Annotated in this window: 16 protein-coding genes; 15 read left to right on the plus strand and 1 reads right to left on the minus strand. The window is 60.9% G+C overall.

The annotated features are described in order from the left end of the window. The first annotated feature begins 1 nt into the window (after position 1). The 15 genes from flhA (at position 2) to G6K99_RS02770 (ending at position 15651) form a co-directional block, all read left to right on the plus strand. On the plus strand, positions 2-2086 hold the full coding sequence (flhA, locus tag G6K99_RS02700; protein ID WP_062454866.1) for a flagellar biosynthesis protein FlhA: 2085 nt from the start codon (positions 2-4) through the stop codon (positions 2084-2086). Next, complete coding sequence (gene fliR / locus G6K99_RS02705; protein WP_062453789.1) at positions 2083-2835, plus strand: flagellar biosynthetic protein FliR; 753 nt, start codon at positions 2083-2085, stop codon at positions 2833-2835. The genes flhA and fliR overlap by 4 nt, the downstream gene beginning before the upstream one ends. Positions 2836-2859: 24 nt before the next feature. Beyond that, the gene (locus G6K99_RS02710; RefSeq protein WP_062453788.1) at positions 2860-3279 is read left to right on the plus strand and encodes a hypothetical protein; all 420 of its coding nucleotides are present in this window, start codon (positions 2860-2862) and stop codon (positions 3277-3279) included. Between the two features lie 30 nt (positions 3280-3309). Next, a complete protein-coding gene (locus G6K99_RS02715; protein ID WP_062579116.1) occupies positions 3310-3882 on the plus strand; it encodes a rod-binding protein in 573 nt (190 codons plus the stop codon). A 19-nt stretch (positions 3883-3901) separates the two neighbouring features. Continuing rightward, entirely contained in the window at positions 3902-4267 is a 366-nt protein-coding gene (locus G6K99_RS02720) for a hypothetical protein (protein ID WP_062453786.1), read from the plus strand. Next, the gene (locus G6K99_RS02725; RefSeq protein WP_174195629.1) at positions 4267-4803 is read left to right on the plus strand and encodes a hypothetical protein; all 537 of its coding nucleotides are present in this window, start codon (positions 4267-4269) and stop codon (positions 4801-4803) included. The genes G6K99_RS02720 and G6K99_RS02725 overlap by 1 nt, the downstream gene beginning before the upstream one ends. A 145-nt stretch (positions 4804-4948) precedes the next feature. Then, complete coding sequence (locus G6K99_RS02730; RefSeq protein ID WP_174195630.1) at positions 4949-5542, plus strand: hypothetical protein; 594 nt, start codon at positions 4949-4951, stop codon at positions 5540-5542. A gap of 83 nt (positions 5543-5625) precedes the next feature. Next, on the plus strand, positions 5626-7458 hold the full coding sequence (locus G6K99_RS02735) for a hypothetical protein (protein ID WP_174195631.1): 1833 nt from the start codon (positions 5626-5628) through the stop codon (positions 7456-7458). Positions 7459-7587: 129 nt separating this feature from the next. After that, on the plus strand, positions 7588-8487 hold the full coding sequence (gene folD / locus G6K99_RS02740; protein WP_174195632.1) for a bifunctional methylenetetrahydrofolate dehydrogenase/methenyltetrahydrofolate cyclohydrolase FolD: 900 nt from the start codon (positions 7588-7590) through the stop codon (positions 8485-8487). Between the two features lie 112 nt (positions 8488-8599). Beyond that, complete coding sequence (locus G6K99_RS02745) at positions 8600-9961, plus strand: ABC transporter substrate-binding protein (protein WP_174195633.1); 1362 nt, start codon at positions 8600-8602, stop codon at positions 9959-9961. Positions 9962-10113: 152 nt separating this feature from the next. Beyond that, a complete protein-coding gene (locus tag G6K99_RS02750; RefSeq protein WP_062453780.1) occupies positions 10114-11127 on the plus strand; it encodes a carbohydrate ABC transporter permease in 1014 nt (337 codons plus the stop codon). A 1-nt stretch (position 11128) separates the two neighbouring features. After that, positions 11129-12295 carry a carbohydrate ABC transporter permease gene (locus tag G6K99_RS02755; RefSeq protein ID WP_174195634.1) on the plus strand — a complete coding sequence of 389 codons (1167 nt, stop codon included), beginning with the start codon at positions 11129-11131 and terminating at the stop codon, positions 12293-12295. A 26-nt stretch (positions 12296-12321) separates the two neighbouring features. Further along, entirely contained in the window at positions 12322-13989 is a 1668-nt protein-coding gene (locus G6K99_RS02760) for an alpha-glucosidase family protein (RefSeq protein WP_174195635.1), read from the plus strand. Positions 13990-14022: 33 nt separating this feature from the next. Then, the gene (locus G6K99_RS02765; RefSeq protein WP_174195636.1) at positions 14023-15111 is read left to right on the plus strand and encodes an ABC transporter ATP-binding protein; all 1089 of its coding nucleotides are present in this window, start codon (positions 14023-14025) and stop codon (positions 15109-15111) included. A 183-nt stretch (positions 15112-15294) separates the two neighbouring features. Further along, on the plus strand, positions 15295-15651 hold the full coding sequence (locus G6K99_RS02770) for a hypothetical protein (protein WP_113109509.1): 357 nt from the start codon (positions 15295-15297) through the stop codon (positions 15649-15651). A 71-nt stretch (positions 15652-15722) separates the two neighbouring features. On the opposite strand, the gene edd is transcribed toward G6K99_RS02770, so the two are convergent. Beyond that, positions 15723-17540: a phosphogluconate dehydratase gene (gene edd / locus G6K99_RS02775; RefSeq protein ID WP_174195637.1), complete on the minus strand. Its 1818-nt coding sequence runs from the start codon at positions 17538-17540 to the stop codon at positions 15723-15725. Positions 17541-17631 lie beyond the last annotated feature (91 nt).

The raw sequence follows: 17631 nt of genomic DNA on the forward strand, positions 1-17631 counted from the left end.
AATGACGAAGACGTCCATTACCCCCGTGAAGGCCGCGCCGAATGGCCGCGATATCGGCTTTGCCGTCGGTATCATGGCCATCCTGTGCATCCTGTTCCTGCCGGTGCCGGTCTTCATGATCGATATCGGGTTGGCGTTTTCGATCGCCTTTTCCGTCCTGATCCTGATGGTGGCGCTGTGGATCCAGCGGCCGCTGGACTTCTCGTCCTTCCCGACGATCCTGCTGATCGCGACGATGATCCGGCTGGCGCTCAATATTGCCACCACCCGCGTCATTCTTTCGCACGGCCACGAGGGCCATACCGCCGCCGGCGGCGTGATCGCCGGTTTTGCGAACCTCGTCATGTCCGGCGATTTCGTGATCGGTCTGATCGTCTTTCTGATCCTGATCGTCGTCAACTTCATCGTCATCACCAAGGGTGCGACGCGTATCGCCGAAGTCGGTGCACGCTTTACCCTCGACGCCATTCCCGGCAAGCAGATGTCGATCGATGCCGATCTGTCCGCCGGCATCATTGACGAGAAGGAGGCGCAGCTGCGCCGCCGCGAGCTGGAAGAGGAAAGCTCGTTCTTCGGCGCCATGGACGGTGCCTCCAAATTCGTACGCGGTGACGCGGTCGCCGGCCTGCTGATCACCACGATCAACGTGTTCGGCGGCATCATCATCGGTTACTTCCGTCACGGCATGGAAATCGGCGAAGCCGCCGACGTCTTCGTCAAGCTGTCGGTCGGCGATGGTATCGTTTCCCAGGTTCCGGCGCTGATCGTTTCGCTCGCAGCCGGCCTGATCGTCACCCGCGGCGGTACCCAGGGTTCCACCGACGTAGCTGTTATCGGCCAGCTGAGCGGCTATCCTCGCGCTCTGTGGGTCGCAGCCGGCATGATGGCAACTCTGGCACTGGTCCCCGGCCTGCCGTTCATGCCGTTCATGACGCTCGCATTCCTTCTCGCCGGTGCCGGCTGGGTCATTCCGCGGCAGATCGAAGCCGAGAACCAGAGGGTGCGCGAAAGCGAGGAAAAGAAGGTCGTCGAGAACCGCGAATCGGAAAAGGATTCGGTCAAGAACGTCCTTAAAACGGCAGAAATCGAGCTGGCGCTCGGCAAGCAGGTCTCGCCGCGTCTTCTCGGCGCCCACCAGGAACTCGGGTTCCGCGTCGGCAAGATGCGCAAGCGGTTTGCCACGCAATACGGGTTCGTCGTGCCGGAAATCAAGGTCGTCGACGATATCCAGATCCCGGAAAAGTCCTACCAGATCCGCATCCACGGAACGACGGTCGCCAGCAGCACGCTGCGACTGGGCGAAGTCCTCGTCATCGTCGGAAAGGATCGCAAGCCGTCGGTTCCCGGCGACGAGGTTCGCGAACCCACGTTCGGAATGCCGGCCGTCTCGGTGCTGGAGCATTTCGTCGAGGATCTGAAGCGCGAGGGTTTCCACCCGATCGACAACGTTTCGGTGCTTCTGACCCATGTCAGCGAAGTCATCCGCAACAACCTGCCGCAGCTTCTGTCCTACAAGGACGTCAAGATCCTCATCGAGCGTCTCGATCCGGAATACAAGAAGCTTGCCGACGAGATGTGCTCGTCGCACATGTCCTATTCCGGCCTTCAGGCGGTTCTCAAGCTTCTGCTTGCCGAACGCGTCTCAATCCGGAACCTGCACCTCATTCTCGAAGCGCTGGCCGAACTCGCGCCGCATGTCCGCAAGACCGAGCAGCTCGTCGAGCACGTGCGGGTCCGCATGGCCCAGCAGATCTGCGGCGATCTCGCCGACAACGGCATCCTTCGCGTCCTGCGTCTCGGCTCCAAATGGGACCTTCTGTTCCACCAGGCAATCAAGCGCGATCCGAAGGGCGACATTATCGATTTTGACATCGATCCGCGCTCGCTCGAGGAATTCAGTGAACAGGCGGGCAAAGTCATCCGTGAATACATGGACAAGGGCATGCCCTTCGTACTTGTCACGTCGCCGGAGACACGCTCTTATGTGCGCATGATCATCGAGCGGCTGTTCGCAACCCTTCCCGTCCTGTCGCATGTCGAGCTGGCAAAGGGCACCGAGATCAAGGTACTTGGATCGATCTCATGATAACGGACCCGCAGGGCACGGTCATCGCTCTCTTTCTTGCATTCTGTCGAATCGGCGGCTGCATCATGATCATGCCCGGGTTCTCGTCTGCCAGATTGCCCATGGAAGTCCGGCTGTTTCTATCGGTGGCGCTGTCCATGGCGGTGCTGCCGATGGTCTGGGATACGATCTACCCCAGGGTGTCCGGTGACGCTGCGGGTCTCGGCCTGCTGATTGCGTCTGAAACTCTCGTCGGGGCCGTGTTCGGCCTGATCGCTCGCCTTTATGCCTCGGGCCTGCAGTTTGCAGGCGCCGCCATCGCCATGTCGATCTCGTTCAGTGGTCCGCCCGGATCCGACGTGCTGGAAGATTCGTCGGAAAGCCAGCTGACCAGCCTTCTGACCCTATCGGGCCTGCTCGTCCTGTTCATGCTGAACTTCCATCACATCGTCATCAGATCGCTGGTCGATTCCTACACGACCATTCCGCTCGCCGAAGGTCTCAATCCACGCCGCATCCTGATCACCCTGACGGATACGTTGTCGGCCACGTTCATGATCGTCTTGAGGCTGATGAGCCCTTTCCTCGTCTACGGCATCATGTTCAACGTCGCTGTCGGAATGATCAACAAGATGGCGCCGCAGATCCCGGTCTACTTCATCTCTACGCCGTATGCGCTGATGGGCGGTATCTTCCTGCTTTATCTCGGCATCGCCTCCATGATCGAGGAATTCGTGCGCGGGTTTCCGCTTGTATTCACCGGGCTGTAGGCAAGGCTTCCAAGGAGGACGCGCGTGGCAGGCAACAAGAAATCCGACAAGCTGCGGCGTCTGGTCGATGTCCAGCGCCAGCTTGAAAAGCTCGCCGAGTTCGAGCTCAGCACCACGGTGCAGCGCAAGGCGGAAATCGATCAATCCATCGACACGACTGTTGATGCGCTGTCATCGACCGATCCCGTACACCAGCAGTTCTCCAAGAATTACGCCGACCGGCTGACGCGCCTGTTTTCGCGAAGCCAGCAGATCGTTGCCCAGCAGAAAGCGCAGGAACAGCGGGTCCTGCGCGAAAAGACCAAGGGCGACCGGCTGGAGGAGCGCATGGGCGACGCAAAGGAGCTGGAAGGCCGGCTTGCCGAGGACGAGCGCATGTACGATCTCGTCGATCTCGGCCTGATGGTCTCCACACCAGCTTCCAGCAAGCTTGATAAGGGATGATCCAGTTCGCTAAATAATGAGGAACTGGAATTGGCTATTTCCCCCCCGAGCGATCTTGTCCTGGATGTTGTCCAGGCCGCAGATCCGGGCCTGCTTCAGGCCGCACGTGAAAAGCTGAAGGCAAACGAAGCAACGGCGCAATCGGTCATGCTGGCCTCCAACGGTGTGGGTTTCGCCCAGGCCGTAAGCCAGACTGCCAAGTCCGCAGAGTCCGCCGGGTCCGACGCCACGGTCGAAAACGTCCGTGTTTCGCGCCACAAGGACATTCCGGAGACCTACCGGAAGTTCGAGGCAAGCGTCGCCTCCACGTTTATCCAGAACATGCTTCCATCCGAGAGCGAAGAAGTCTTCGGCAAAGGTTCCGCCGGCGATTTCTGGAAGGGCATGATGGCGGAACAGATTGCTGATGCCGTCTCCAAGCAGGGCGGTTTCGGTATTGCCGAAAAACTATTCTCGCAGTCGGTTCAGCATGCACGTGGCACGGCACCGAATGCCAAGACCGATGAAGGCGATCGCCAGATGGCGGTGGGCATGATCACTGATTTCCAGCGGCAGATCCTGTCTCCGTCGGAAAACGCCGGCGCAGCCAAGAAATCAAATTAATTAACATTAGAAGGTTGATATGGACGTCGTTTCCACTGACTACCGCATCAAGACCGTGCTCTCCCGTCTTGAGATGATCATCGATAACGAGAATGATCGGATCGGCCGCGACTCCGGCTTCGACCTCAAAGTGTCGAACGCCCACAAGAGCCGCTGCCTCTATGAACTGACGACCCTGTTCCGCGGGCCGGACGTCAAGGAAACGTCGGCACCTTATCTTGGTCAGTTGCAGGGCCTGAAGAAGAAGCTGAAGCTCAACGCCCAGCGCGTCGAAGCGCATCTCGAAGCCGTCCGCGCCGTTGCCGACATCCTCAAGAACGCCGTCAAGGACATGGACGCCGACGGCACCTATTCGGAACATCAGTTCCGGTTCGGCACGTCCTGATGATCAAGGTTCTGCTGATCGGGCTCTGGGTCTGCATCGCCACGATCGGTGGCGTGTATGTCTCTGCGCAGATGTCGAAGGCGCCCGTGGCGACCGAGGCGGAAGCCGCGGTCGTGACCACGATCGTGCGAGGCAACCCGGTCAGCCTGCCGGTCATCAACAATGGCGCGGTGCAGGGTTATTTCCTTGGCCGCATCTCGCTTTCGGTCGACAGCATGAAGTCCAAGCACGTTCAGCTTCCGATGGAAGTCGTTCTGACGGACCAACTGTTCTCGCTTCTGATGGGCGAAAAGATGATCGACCTGAAAAGCGTCGGCACTTTCGATCCGGAGGCCTTTCGCACGAAGATCAAGGACGGCATCAACGCCAAGCTCGGCGATACGGTCGTCGCCAACGTGTTGATCGAACAGCTCGACTACATGTCGAAGGAGACGATCGACACGAACACGGCAAGACGCGGCAGCAACCCCATTCCGGCCCAAAAAATCGTCGAGGGCGTCAAGGTCGAGGCACCGGCGGCAGCTCCGTCGCACTAGGCAGCCGTCGCTTCGGATCAGGCATGCCGCTTCAACGGCCATGTCTTTTCGACACATCGCTCGCATTTTAACGGTTGGCTTCAAGGCCGGTTCAGCGCTTTCCGCTAGGCTCCAGGACGACTGGATTTTCGAGCGGAGAGCACACGTGAACGCCTCAGTACACATCAACGCCTTCAAGGCAGTCCCGCACGGTCTGGGCAACGGCATCGAAGAGCTGAGCTGGACTGCCGCATTCGAGCGTGCGGAGGCTATGCTCAACGATCCACATCCATCGTCGACCATAACGTTTTCACGCGGTCTCGTCGAATATCGGACCCTTTCAGAAACGGGTGAGAACGTTGCGCGCGCGCGGCTTCCGGTTCGTGGCAGCGTACGTCTGGCCGGCATATCGGCACGCCTGTTCGGCCCCGGCCTGCGTGACCGCTTCACCGCCTCGGCCTTCGTCCCGGCGTTCCTGACATTTTCCGAGAAGAACCGCCGCATCGGCCTGGTTGGCAACGACGTGGCGATTCTCAAGCCACTGCGCACCGCGTTCTCCCGCCATGCGCCCTGGCACCGTTTCGAGACTGTCGATCCGTCGTCGGTTCTCGAAGGCGGCTTTGATCTCGTGATCGCCGATCTTCGCCGTCCACAGGATCTCGATCGCCTCGTCCATCTGCCGGCCATTGCCTCCGCAGCTCTGACGATTGCCGCAAACGATGATCTCTTCCGGCTGCCGGGTCAGATTTCGCGTCGTTAACGCTTTCTTTGCCATGGAAATTTAGACTGTCTTAAGAAAATCGGAGCGCTTCGGTGCTGCCCGCGAAACAAGACGGTCTTTCCATGGATAATTCTGAGATCGAAAAGCCCGACAGCCTGCTCGAGGATAGCGCCCGGGACAACCTCCCGGCGCGGCGTGCACTCCCGTCCGCGCTGCTCGGGATCGGTCTGATGACGGCTCTCGGAGGCGTGGCGCCGCTCGTCCTCCTCGGCAGCAGCGATGCGACGTTTACCGCCCAGACGCAGCTGAAGGTCGGGGCAGTCAGTGAGCAGACCGTATCTGCTGCGACGGGGCAGCTTCTCGCCAGAACCACGATCGACAATCTCATCCATGCCCTGAACCTTGGCAAGGACAGCAGTTTTGCGACCGAACCCCAGAGCGTGACCGGCCTTCTCTACGAAATCCTGTCCGGCACCGGGACGACGACCCTGCAGGACGAAGCGGGTCTGCGCGACCGCCTGACCCGCGCAATCACCATTTCATACGACCAAAGCAGCACGGATCTGCGCATTGCGGCGACGGCCGGAAAGCCTGAAGAGGCTCGCCAGATCGTCGGCATGCTGGGCAATGCCGTGCCGACAGCGTTGTCTGTCGGCGCCTTCGATGGCCGCGACCCGGCCGTCGAAGCCCTTCGCGACACGCTTGGCCGCGCAGAAGCGGCGCTTTCAGGGTTTGTCAGCCGAACCGGCAAAGACAAGGTTGCCGAACTGAAAAGCCGGGCCTCCGAAATGCGCGACCTGAGCCGCGATGTCGAGCAGGCCGAGAGCGATCTCGTTGCTCTGAAAGACAGGCTGAGCCAGGCCTCCGCCATGAAGGTCGCCGACGTTCTGAACAAGCCTTTGCCGGACAGTCTGGACTATACCGGCCTCGAATATCAGCGCCAGCGGCATGTGGAAGCACAGCTTGCCGTCGATCAGCTTTCCAGCGATCTCGGCCCGCTTCATCCGCGTTTCCAGGCTGCCGAAGCAGTGCTTGCACAGGCGCGCCTCTCGATCCAGGACGCGTTGAAGCAACTGGTGAAGTCGCTGAACAGCCAGCAGGTGCATGCCGCCGCGCAGCTTGCGGAACTCCGCGTCAAGCTGGAACAGCTTTCCGCAGACAAGACGGTGTCTGACGAGATCGCAGCGCTCTCGGGGCTGGAAACGGCCGTTGCGGAAGCGCGCGACAATTACTCACGCGGCCGGTTCAACAGCCCCGAGTCTACCAAGCTGGTCGCCGCCCCGAGGGTACAGATCTCAAAGCCTCTGACCGTCACCCCCAACGAAGCACCAGCGACCGTCTGGCTCGGCTTGCCCTGGTACGCGCTGAGCGGTCTTGGCGCAACGGCTGGCCTGCTTCTCGGCGCTTTCGGCGCAATGCTGATGGGACGCCGTTCGTCGCCGGAGCCCGCGATCGACCATCTCGAGGCAGAGCCCGCGCCGATTGAAATGGACGTTGTCGAGAACATCGCCGCGCTGCCGATGGATGCGCGTTGGGCCGCCGATCTGGATCTTACCGATGAGTCCGAAGAGATCGCAGCAGCCTACGAATATGATCACGGTGCGGGCTCCGACGCCTGGGCGCAGGACGTCGAGACCGATGCCGTGTCCGAGGATTACAGACACGAAATGGAGGAGCGCGAGGCCGCCAATGGCCTGACGCTGTCCGCTCAGCTTCGCGAACTGCTGATGGCACACAGACAGCCTTACGATCAGGCCGCCGTTCCACCGCTTCTCGCGGTCGCAATTTCGGATCCGCACCGGCATGCGATGCGGGAGGAAGAGCTTGCCTATTCCGAACTCTCGCATGAGGATCGCCGGGCGATCGAGGAATTGCAGCTCCTGCGACAGGAAATGATAGAACTGCGCGACCGGGTGCAGACCTACTCCGAACTGCGCACCGCGTCGGGACGATAGGGCCGGCACGGGTCACCCGGATCAAGATTTGACCTTGCTTTTGTTTGCTCCCGACAGCATTAGGCGCAGGTGAGCCAGTTCGGGCAGTAGCCTCCGGCTTAGATCTGTTCGGTCAACGGGAGATGGCACGTGGTCACGGTAATCGACGGCAAGCAGGCGGCAGCATCGGTCATTTCGGCAGTCACGGAGGCAGCGCAAGGCCTCGAACGGGCCGGCGGCGCAAAGCCTGGCTTGGCAGTCGTCATCGTCGGCAACGATCCGGCCAGCCACGCTTACGTCAGCTCCAAAAGCCGGATGGCGAAGCAGTGCGGCTTCAATTCGATCCAGCACACGTTGCCGGAAGAGACGACGCAGGAGGCGCTTCAGTCTCTCGTCGATACGCTCAACGCCGATCCGGCGATCCATGGCATTCTCGTCCAGCTGCCGCTTCCGAGACATCTCGATCAGGAGCCGGTGATCCAGTCCATCCTGCCGGAAAAGGATGTCGACGGCCTCAACATCGCCAATGCCGGCAAGATCGCCACCGGTGACCTGACGACAGGCATGATCTCCTGCACGCCGGCCGGCTCCATGCTGCTGGTCAAGCGCATCCATGGCGAAGACCTGTCCGGGTTGAACGCCGTGGTCATCGGCCGGTCCAACCTGTTCGGCAAGCCGATGGGCCTGTTGCTTCTGGCCGCAAACGCCACCGTCACCATGGCGCATTCTAAGACGAAGGATCTCGCCGCCGTCTGCCGCAACGCCGATATCCTGGTTGCCGCCGTCGGTCGGCCCGAAATGGTCAAGGCGGATTGGGTCAAGCCCGGCGCGACCGTGATCGATGTCGGCATCAACCGGGTGCCGGCACCGGAAAAGGGCGAGGGCAAGACCCGTCTCGTCGGCGACGTCGCTTTTGACGAGGCCTCAGAGGTCGCCGCAGCCATCACACCGGTTCCAGGCGGCGTCGGTCCGATGACCATCGCCATGCTGATGGCCAACACCGTAATCGCCGCCCATCGCGCCGCCGGGCTGCCTGCGCCAAAGTTCTGATTTCGGACCATTCATCACATTCAAGGCGCTTTGCTTGCACTGGCGCCCTTGAAACCTCTGGCTCTGCCTTAAATCCCCCTGTAGATTACGCTTCAAAGGGGAGGATATTTCGATGAAGAAATTGTTTTGGATCGGCACGGCTTTCGTCGCACTGCTGGCAGGGGCTGCAGGTGCGCAGGAACTGAAGTTCGCGCCCGGCGAAGATGCCAAGTTCAACTGGAAAAGCTACGAGGATTTCAAATCCGCGCATGGTGACCTGAAGGGCCAGAGCCTGACCCTGTTCGGTCCCTGGCGTGGCGAGGACGAGGTGCTGTTCAACAGCGTGCTCGCCTATTTCAATGCCGCGACGGGTGCGAACGGTAAATACTCGTCGTCCGAGAACTACGAGCAGCAGATCGTCATCGATACCCAGGCCGGCTCGCCGCCCAACATTGCCATCATCCCGCAGCCGGGTCTTCTGGCCGATCTCGCGACCAAGGGCTTTCTGACGCCGCTCGGCCAGGAAAATGCCGACTGGATCAAGACCAATTACGGCTCCGGCGAGGACTGGATCCGCTACGGTACCTACAAGGGCAAGGACGGCAAGGACGCCTATTTCGGCTTCCCGTTCAAGGCTGACCTGAAATCGCTCGTGTGGTTCGTGCCGGAGAATTTCGAGGAAGCCGGTTACGAAATCCCGAAGACGATGGAAGACCTGCTCAAGCTCTCCGACCAGATCGTCGAGGATGGCGGCGTGCCGTGGTGCATCGGTCTCGGATCGGGCGGCGCGACGGGCTGGCCTGCGACCGACTGGGTCGAGGATATGATGCTGCGGACGTCGTCGGCCGAAACCTACGACAAGTGGGTGTCCAACGAGATCAAGTTCGACGATCCGGCAGTGGTTGGCGCCATCGAGGAATTCGGCAAGTTCGCCCGCAATGACAAATACGTCGCGGGCGGCGTTGCAGCGGTTGCCTCGACCGACTTCCGTGACAGCCCGAAGGGCCTCTTCGACATCCCGCCGAAGTGCTACATGCATCACCAGGCCTCGTTCGTGCCGTCCTTCTTCCCTGCGGACAAGGAACTGGGCGTCGATGCGGACTTCTTCTACCTGCCGACCTATGCCTCCAAGCCTGAACTCGGCACCCCGGTCCTCGGTGCCGGCACTATGTTTGCCATCACCAAGGATTCTCCTGCGGCAAAGGCCTTCATCGAATTCCTGAAGACGCCGATCGCCCATGAAGTCTGGATGGCGCAGGCCTCCTTCCTCACGCCGTTCAAGGGCGCCAAGACGGAAGCCTATGCCAACGACACACTGCGCAAGCAGGGCGAACTGCTGACCACCGCCACCACCTTCCGCTTCGATGCATCCGACATGATGCCCGGCAAGATCGGCGCCGGCGCCTTCTGGACCGGCATGATCGATTATGTCGGCGGCAAGGATGCAAAGGCTGTGGGCGGCGATATCCAGAAGGCCTGGGACGGTCTGAAGTAGTCATTCGCGTCGAAGGCTGCGCTCGCGACTGCCCTTCTCCCCGACCACAGGGAGAAGGGTGGATGCGGGGGCGAGGGGCATTTCCAGGGTTGGCATTTCCCGGATATGACGACGGAAGACCTGCTTAGCACTGCAGAAAAGGGGGAGGGCCTATGTTAGCTCAGATTGCATCTGCCATGGGTGTCGTCGTTGCCGGCGTTTTTGCCTGCGCGCTCTACTACTGGCTTTCCGACAAGCTGCTATCAGCGGCACTTCCGGTGCCGGAAGGCGATGCCCGCAAGGCTTCGGCCAATCTCAACCGTAGAGCCACGATCCGCCCCTGGCTGTTTCTCGGACCCGCACTCCTGCTGCTCGCGGTCTATCTCGTCTATCCCGTCATCGCGACCTTCATCCTGTCCTTCTACGATCGTTCCGGCGGCAATTTCGTCGGCTTTGCCAATTACCGCTGGGCCTTCTTCGACGCGCAGTTCCGCCAGTCGATTTTCAACAACATCCTCTGGCTCGCCGTCGTGCCGGCAGCCTGCACCTTCCTCGGCCTGGTCATCGCGGTGCTCACCGACCGTATCTGGTGGGGAAATCTTGCCAAGAGCCTGATCTTTATGCCGATGGCGATCTCGTTCGTCGGCGCTTCGGTGATCTGGAAATTCATCTACGAATTCCGTGGCGGCAACGAAACGCAGATCGGCCTTCTGAACGCGATCGTCCGGGCAATCGGCGGCGATCCGCAGGTGTGGATCTCGCTGCCCTTCTGGAACAACTTTTTCCTTATGGCTATCCTGATCTGGATCCAGACCGGTTTTGCGATGGTCATCCTGTCGGCAGCGCTACGCGGGATTCCTGAGGAAACCGTCGAGGCAGCCGTCATCGATGGCGCCAATGGCTGGCAGATCTTCTGGAAAATCATGGTGCCGCAGATCTGGGGCACGATCGCTGTGGTCTGGACCACGATCACTATTCTCGTTCTCAAGGTGTTCGACATCGTTCTGACCATGACCAATGGCCAGTGGAACACGATGGTGCTGGCCAACCTGATGTTCGACTGGATGTTCCGCGGCGGCGGCGACAGCGGTCGAAGTGCCGTCATCGCGCTGGTCATCATGGCGGCGGTGACGCCGATCATGATCTGGAACATCCGTCAGGCGAACCGCGATATGGGAGACCATTGAGATGAGCGCTGCCGCAAGCCTTCGCCGCATCGGCGTTCCAAGACTGATCCTGCATGCCTCGGTTCTGATCATCTGCATCATCTGGCTGATCCCGACGCTCGGCATCCTCGTCACCTCGTTCCGCGATGCCGGCCAGATCACCTCCTCGGGCTGGTGGACGGCGCTGACGGGTGCTGCTGAAACCAGCGCCGCACGCCTTGGCGATCCCGCAAGCGCCCGGCAGGACGGCCCCAACTACAACATATCAGGCTCCGTCTTCGATGGCGGCGACGTCAAGAGCGGCAGTGTGGTCGCCTTCGGCACCAGGGTCGCTGCACCGACAGAATTCGAGGCCGGCAAGGAAGCGGATCTGGGAGACGGCGAGAAGCTCACCGTCAACACGGATGGCAGCTATTCCTACGTGAAGAGCGGCCCATTCGACGACAAGCGCGGCAAGCGCATCTATCTCTCGATCACCCAACCGCCGAACTTCACCCTCAACAATTACCGCACGGTACTGACGTCCGCCGGCATCGGCCAGTCCTTTATCAATTCGCTGACGGTCGCAATACCCGCCACCATCATCCCGATCCTGATCGCAGCCTTCGCAGCCTATGCCCTGTCTTGGATGCAGTTTCCCGGCCGGTCGCTGATCATCGCGCTCGTGGTCGGGCTGATCGTCGTGCCGCTGCAGATGACGTTGATCCCGTTGCTGACGCTCTATAACGACATCGGCAACCTGTTCGGCGTGTCGTCGCGCTCCTATGTCGGCATCTGGCTTGCGCATGCGGCGTTCGGCATGCCGCTCGCGATCTATCTCCTGCGAAACTACATCGCAGGTCTGCCCAAGGAGATCATCGAATCCGCCCGTGTCGATGGCGCCAGCGATTTCGAGATCTTCGTCAAGATCGTCCTTCCGCTGTCGTTTCCGGCACTCGCCTCCTTCTCGATCTTCCAGTTCCTGTGGACGTGGAACGACCTTCTCGTCGCCATGGTGTTTCTCGGAACCGGCAAGGATCAGCTGGTCTTGACCGGCTCTCTCAACGCGCTGTTGGGGTCGATGGGCGGCAAATGGGAAATTCTCACCGCTTCGGCCTTCATAACCATCATCGTCCCGATTATCGTCTTTTTTGCGCTGCAGCGATACCTCGTCCGCGGCCTGCTCGCCGGGTCGGTCAAGGGCGGATGATGTCTGTGAACCAACAGGGATAGTGGATGACAAGTTCGGCGGAAGTCTCCGGAGCAATGGACGCAGCAAAGGATCGGGACTGGTGGCGTGGCGCCGTCATTTACCAGATCTATCCCCGCTCGTTCCAGGATAGCAACGGCGACGGCATCGGTGACCTGAAGGGCATTTCCGCGCGCCTGCCGCATATCGCAGCGCTTGGCGCCGATGCCATCTGGATCTCGCCGTTCTTTCCGTCGCCGATGAAGGACTTCGGCTATGACGTCTCCAATTATTCCGATGTCGATCCGATGTTCGGCACGCTTTCGGATTTCGATGGCCTGATCGCGGAAGCCCATCGCCTTGGCCTCAAGGTGATGATCGATCTCGTCATGTCGCATTCGTCGGATCAGCATTCGTGGTTCATCGAAAGCCGTTCCTCGCGCTACAATCCCAAGGCCGACTGGTATGTCTGGGCAGACGCCAAGCCCGACGGCACGCCGCCGAGCAACTGGCTGTCGATCTTTGGCGGCTCGGCCTGGCACTGGGATCCGACCCGCATGCAATATTACATGCACAACTTCCTCACCGCGCAGCCGGACCTCAACCTGCACAATGCCGAGGTTCAGGATGCGTTGCTGGACATGACGCGCTTCTGGCTGAACCGCGGCGTCGATGGTTTCCGCCTCGATACGATCAACTTCTACTTCCACGACAAGCAATTGCGCGACAATCCGGCGCTCGATCCCTCGCGCCGCAACGCGTCGACGGCGCCCGCCGTGAACCCCTACAATTTCCAGGAACACATCTACGACAAGAACCGGCCGGAAAATATCGCGTTCCTGAAGCGCTTCCGCGCCGTTCTCGACGAATTCCCGGCAATCGCTGCCGTCGGCGAAGTGGGTGACAGTCAGCGCGGATTGGAAATCGTCGGCGAATATACTTCCGGCGATGACAAGATGCAGATGTGCTACGCCTTCGAATTCCTGGCGCCCGACGCTCTGACACCCGCCCGCGTGGCCGAAGTGCAGACCGCCTTTTCCGAGGCCGCGCCTGAGGGCTGGGCATGCTGGGCCTTTTCCAACCACGACGTCGTGCGCCATGTCAGCCGCTGGGGCATGGACGTGCTCGACCGTGAAGCCTACGCAAAAATGCTCTCGGCCATTCTTCTCACCCAGCGCGGCTCGGTCTGCATCTATCAGGGCGAGGAGCTGGGCCTGACCGAGGCCGATATCGCATATGCCGACCTGCGCGATCCCTACGGCATTCAGTTCTGGCCGGAATTCAAGGGCCGCGACGGCTGCCGAACGCCGATGGTCTGGGATGCCCAGGCGCTTCAGGCCGGCTTTTCGACGGCCGAAAAGACATGGTTGCCGATCCCCGTCGAACACCAGCTGAAAGCCGTCGGCGCCCAGTATGGCGATCCGGCTTCGGTGCTGGAGCAATACCGCCGCTTTCTCGCCTTCCGCAAACTGCATCCGGCCCTGAGCAAGGGGCAATTCATGTCTCTTCCGGTCGATGACACGGTGCTGGGCTACAAACGCCAATACGGCAGTGAGACGCTGCTCTGCCTGTTCAACATGAGTGCGGGCGAGGTCGCGACCGACCTGCCGATCGGTCAGTGGGACATGCTCGTCGGCCACGGTTTTGACAGCCGTGTCGAAGGCAATCGTGTCGAGCTGCCACCTTGGGGGGCGTATTTCGCTCGCCACACGTAAGAGACAACAAAGGGTAACGGGGAGGATCACGTCATGACCGGTGTCGTACTGAAGGATATCCGCAAGTCCTATGGCCAGGTGAAGGTGCTGCACGGCATCGACCTGGACATTGCGCAGGGCGAGTTCGTGGTGTTTGTCGGCCCGTCTGGCTGCGGCAAGTCCACGCTGCTGCGGATGATCTCCGGGCTCGAGACGATCACCGGCGGCGAGATGCTGATCGATGGTCAGGTGGTCAACGACGTTCCGCCTTCGCGCCGCGGCATCGCCATGGTGTTCCAGTCCTATGCGCTTTATCCGCATATGACCGTCTACGACAACATGGCCTTCGGCATGCGGATCGCCAAGGAAAGCAAGGAGGAGATTGACCGACGGGTTCGTGCGGCCGCCGATATCCTTCAACTGACGCCCTATCTCGACCGCCTGCCGAAAGCGCTCTCGGGCGGCCAGCGCCAGCGCGTGGCGATTGGCCGGGCGATCTGCCGTGACCCGAAAGTCTTTCTGTTCGATGAGCCACTGTCCAACCTCGACGCAGCTCTCCGCGTCGCGACCCGCATCGAGATTGCCCGCCTCAAGGAGCAGATGCCGGACACGACGATGATCTACGTCACCCACGATCAGGTGGAGGCGATGACGCTCGCTGACCGGATCGTCGTGCTGTCGGCCGGCCGCATCGAACAGGTGGGGCCACCGCTCGAACTCTATGAGCGCCCCAAAAACCTCTTTGTCGCGCGCTTCATCGGCTCGCCGGCGATGAACATCATGCCCGTCACCGTCAAGGAAACCGGCGCTGTGACCACCGTTTCGCTTGTCGACGGAAAGTCGGTCATCGTACCGATCGCGACCGAAACCGGCGCGAACGGCAAGAGCGCAAGCTTCGGCGTCCGGCCGGAAGATCTGACCATCGCGACCGGCGAGGATTATCTCTTCGAAGGCAAGGTCTCCATCGTCGAGGCGCTCGGGGAGGTGACGCTCCTCTACATCGAAGGCTTGTCGGCCAAGGAGCCGATCATCGCCAAACTGCCTGGGATCATCGACGTGAAAAGAGGCGACACGATGCGTTTTTCAGCCGATCCGCAGAAGCTGCATCTCTTCGACGCGGACGGCCAGACCTATCGCCGCTGACGGATCGGGATAACTTTACATTTACCGGAATTTTGTGACTAATGCTCCGATTCGGGCCGCATATGAAATTCCAACGCTCTGTTAAACTTCAGGCCCTACTCTTTTGACATTGGAATAGGAGACACTGTCGTGACCGCGGCCCCCATTGGAAAAAGCCATTTTCTGAACAAGGAAGAGTCGTTCATGTACGACCGCGAAGCGCGGTTCAAGATGCATGACACGATGAACGCAGCCCGCATCGAGTATACCGAAAACGGCGTGATGAACATGGCGCAGCGCCGCTGCGACGTTCTGCAGATATCCGAAACCGAAGCGGTTCTCGGGATCATCACCCAGTACCACCTGCCCAAGCAATTTTATCTCGACATCCCGGACGCCCGCATCTCCAAGGTCGGCTGCATCCTGATGCGGGTCAACACCAACAACACCATTCAGGTTCGCTTTCTAAAGATGCTGACGAAGAAGGAAATGAACCGCATCTTCGTCTTCTCGACGCATCCGAACCACCGCGACATGACGATCGATCTCCGGGCCTGGTAAGCCACCTGTCCAAGGACCGTGGGCACTGTCGGAGTTATTGAAGGGGCGGCTCAAGGCCGCCCTTTGTTATTTCAGGAAAACACGCTGGCGCCGTGCTCGGCGCGGCCGACGTTGCGGCGGAAGGCGGCGAAGAGTTCGCGGCCCATGCCGAATTCGTTTTCGGAAAGGTCCGCCTTGGCAGGCAGGCGCGCCTCGAATTCGGCGGCGTCCACCAGAACCTCAAGCGTTCCGGCAACAGCGTCGAGACGGATCATGTCACCGTTTTGGATCTTGGCGATTGCCCCGCCATCGCAGGCTTCCGGCGTCATGTGGATGGCGGCCGGCACCTTGCCCGATGCGCCGGACATGCGCCCGTCGGTGAGAAGCGCCACCTTGAAGCCGCGGTCCTGCAGCACGCCGAGCGGCGGCGTCAGACGGTGCAACTCGGGCATGCCGTTCGCCTGCGGTCCCTGGAAGCGCACGACGGCGATGAAGTCGCGGTTCAGGTCGCCGCGCTTGAACGCGTCCTGCAGTTCCTGCTGGTCGTGGAACACGATGGCCGGCGCCTCGATGATATGTCGCTCCGGCTTCACGGCCGAAATCTTGATGACGCCCTTGCCGATATTGCCGGTCAGCATCTTCAGGCCGCCGGTCGGCTGGAACGGCGTTTCGATCTGCGCCAGAACCTTCGGGTCGCCACTTGTCTGCGGCACCGTATGGCGCTCCACGAGGCCCTTCTCGTCGAGCTTGGCTTCCACCGTATAGGCCTCGAGCCCGTGGCCGAACACGGTGCGCACGTCGTCATGCACCATGCCTGTCTTCAAAAGCTCGCGGATGAGGAAACCCATGCCGCCGGCTGCGTGAAAATGGTTCACGTCGGCCAGTCCGTTCGGATAGACGCGGGCCAGCAGCGGAACGATGTCGGACAGTTCCGAAATATCTTCCCAGGTCAGGTGGATGCCGGCGGCACGCGCCATCGCCACGATATGCATCGTGTGGTTCGTGGAGCCGCCGGTCGCATGCAGGCCGACGACGCCGTTGACGATCGAGCGTTCGTCGATCATCTCGCCCGCCGGCGTGAACTCGTTGCCGAGTGCGGTGATGGCGAGCGCCCGCTTGACGGCCTCGCGCGTCAGTGCTTCGCGAAGCGGCGTGCCCGGATTGACGAAGGAGGCGCCGGGCATATGGAAGCCCATGATCTCCATCAGCATCTGGTTCGAGTTGGCCGTGCCGTAGAACGTGCAGGTGCCCGGGCCGTGATAGGACTTGGATTCCGCTTCCAGCAGTTCGGCGCGGCCGACCTTGCCTTCCGCATAAAGCTGGCGAATGCGCGACTTCTCGTCGTTCGGCAGACCCGTCGTCATCGGTCCGGCCGGAATGAACACTGCCGGCAGATGCCCGAAGGACAGGGCCGCAATCACCAGGCCCGGCACGATCTTGTCGCAGATGCCGAGATAGACGGCGGCATCGAACATGTTGTGCGACAGGCCGATACCGGCAGACATGGCAATCGCATCGCGGGAAAACAGCGACAGCTCCATGCCGGGCTGCCCCTGTGTGACGCCGTCGCACATGGCTGGAACGCCACCAGCCACCTGGGCGATGCCGCCGGCTGCGCGTGCCGCCTCGCGGATGATCGCGGGGAAGGTCTCGTAGGGCTGGTGAGCCGAGAGCATGTCGTTATAGGAGGTGATGATGCCGAGGTTCGGAACGACGTCGCCTGCGAGCGCGTCCTTCTCGGCGGGGGAACAGACCGCAAAGCCGTGTGCAAGGTTGCCGCAGGAGAGCGTGGTGCGATGCGGCCCGCGCGATGCGGCGCGGCGCACCCGGTCGATATAGGCCTCACGATGCGGTTTCGATCGTTCAACGATACGGGCGGTGATCGCCTCAATGCCGGAATGGGCGCCCATGGTTCATCCTCCTTGGGTCGATCCCGGTCTGGGAGAGTGCCGGGATCGCTGGTGTTACTGCTTCGGCCCCTCAAGAAGCGGCCGCCAGGTG

Source organism: Neorhizobium sp. AL 9.2.2 (assembly GCF_013317225.1).
In the GTDB taxonomy this organism is placed as follows: Bacteria; Pseudomonadota; Alphaproteobacteria; order Rhizobiales; family Rhizobiaceae; genus Neorhizobium; species Neorhizobium soli.

Bases quoted from the DNA above. Each gene is read 5' to 3' on its own strand.
- flhA (WP_062454866.1), top strand. From the start codon at position 2: ATGACGAAGACGTCCATTACCCCCGTGAAGGCCGCGCCGAATGGCCGC.
- fliR (WP_062453789.1), top strand. From the start codon at position 2,083: ATGATAACGGACCCGCAGGGCACGGTCATCGCTCTCTTTCTTGCATTC.
- G6K99_RS02720 (WP_062453786.1), top strand. From the start codon at position 3,902: ATGGACGTCGTTTCCACTGACTACCGCATCAAGACCGTGCTCTCCCGT.
- G6K99_RS02725 (WP_174195629.1), top strand. From the start codon at position 4,267: ATGATCAAGGTTCTGCTGATCGGGCTCTGGGTCTGCATCGCCACGATC.
- G6K99_RS02735 (WP_174195631.1), top strand. From the start codon at position 5,626: ATGGATAATTCTGAGATCGAAAAGCCCGACAGCCTGCTCGAGGATAGC.
- G6K99_RS02745 (WP_174195633.1), top strand. From the start codon at position 8,600: ATGAAGAAATTGTTTTGGATCGGCACGGCTTTCGTCGCACTGCTGGCA.
- G6K99_RS02750 (WP_062453780.1), top strand. From the start codon at position 10,114: ATGTTAGCTCAGATTGCATCTGCCATGGGTGTCGTCGTTGCCGGCGTT.
- G6K99_RS02755 (WP_174195634.1), top strand. From the start codon at position 11,129: ATGAGCGCTGCCGCAAGCCTTCGCCGCATCGGCGTTCCAAGACTGATC.
- G6K99_RS02760 (WP_174195635.1), top strand. From the start codon at position 12,322: ATGACAAGTTCGGCGGAAGTCTCCGGAGCAATGGACGCAGCAAAGGAT.
- G6K99_RS02765 (WP_174195636.1), top strand. From the start codon at position 14,023: ATGACCGGTGTCGTACTGAAGGATATCCGCAAGTCCTATGGCCAGGTG.
- G6K99_RS02770 (WP_113109509.1), top strand. From the start codon at position 15,295: ATGTACGACCGCGAAGCGCGGTTCAAGATGCATGACACGATGAACGCA.
- edd (WP_174195637.1), bottom strand. From the start codon at position 17,540: ATGGGCGCCCATTCCGGCATTGAGGCGATCACCGCCCGTATCGTTGAA.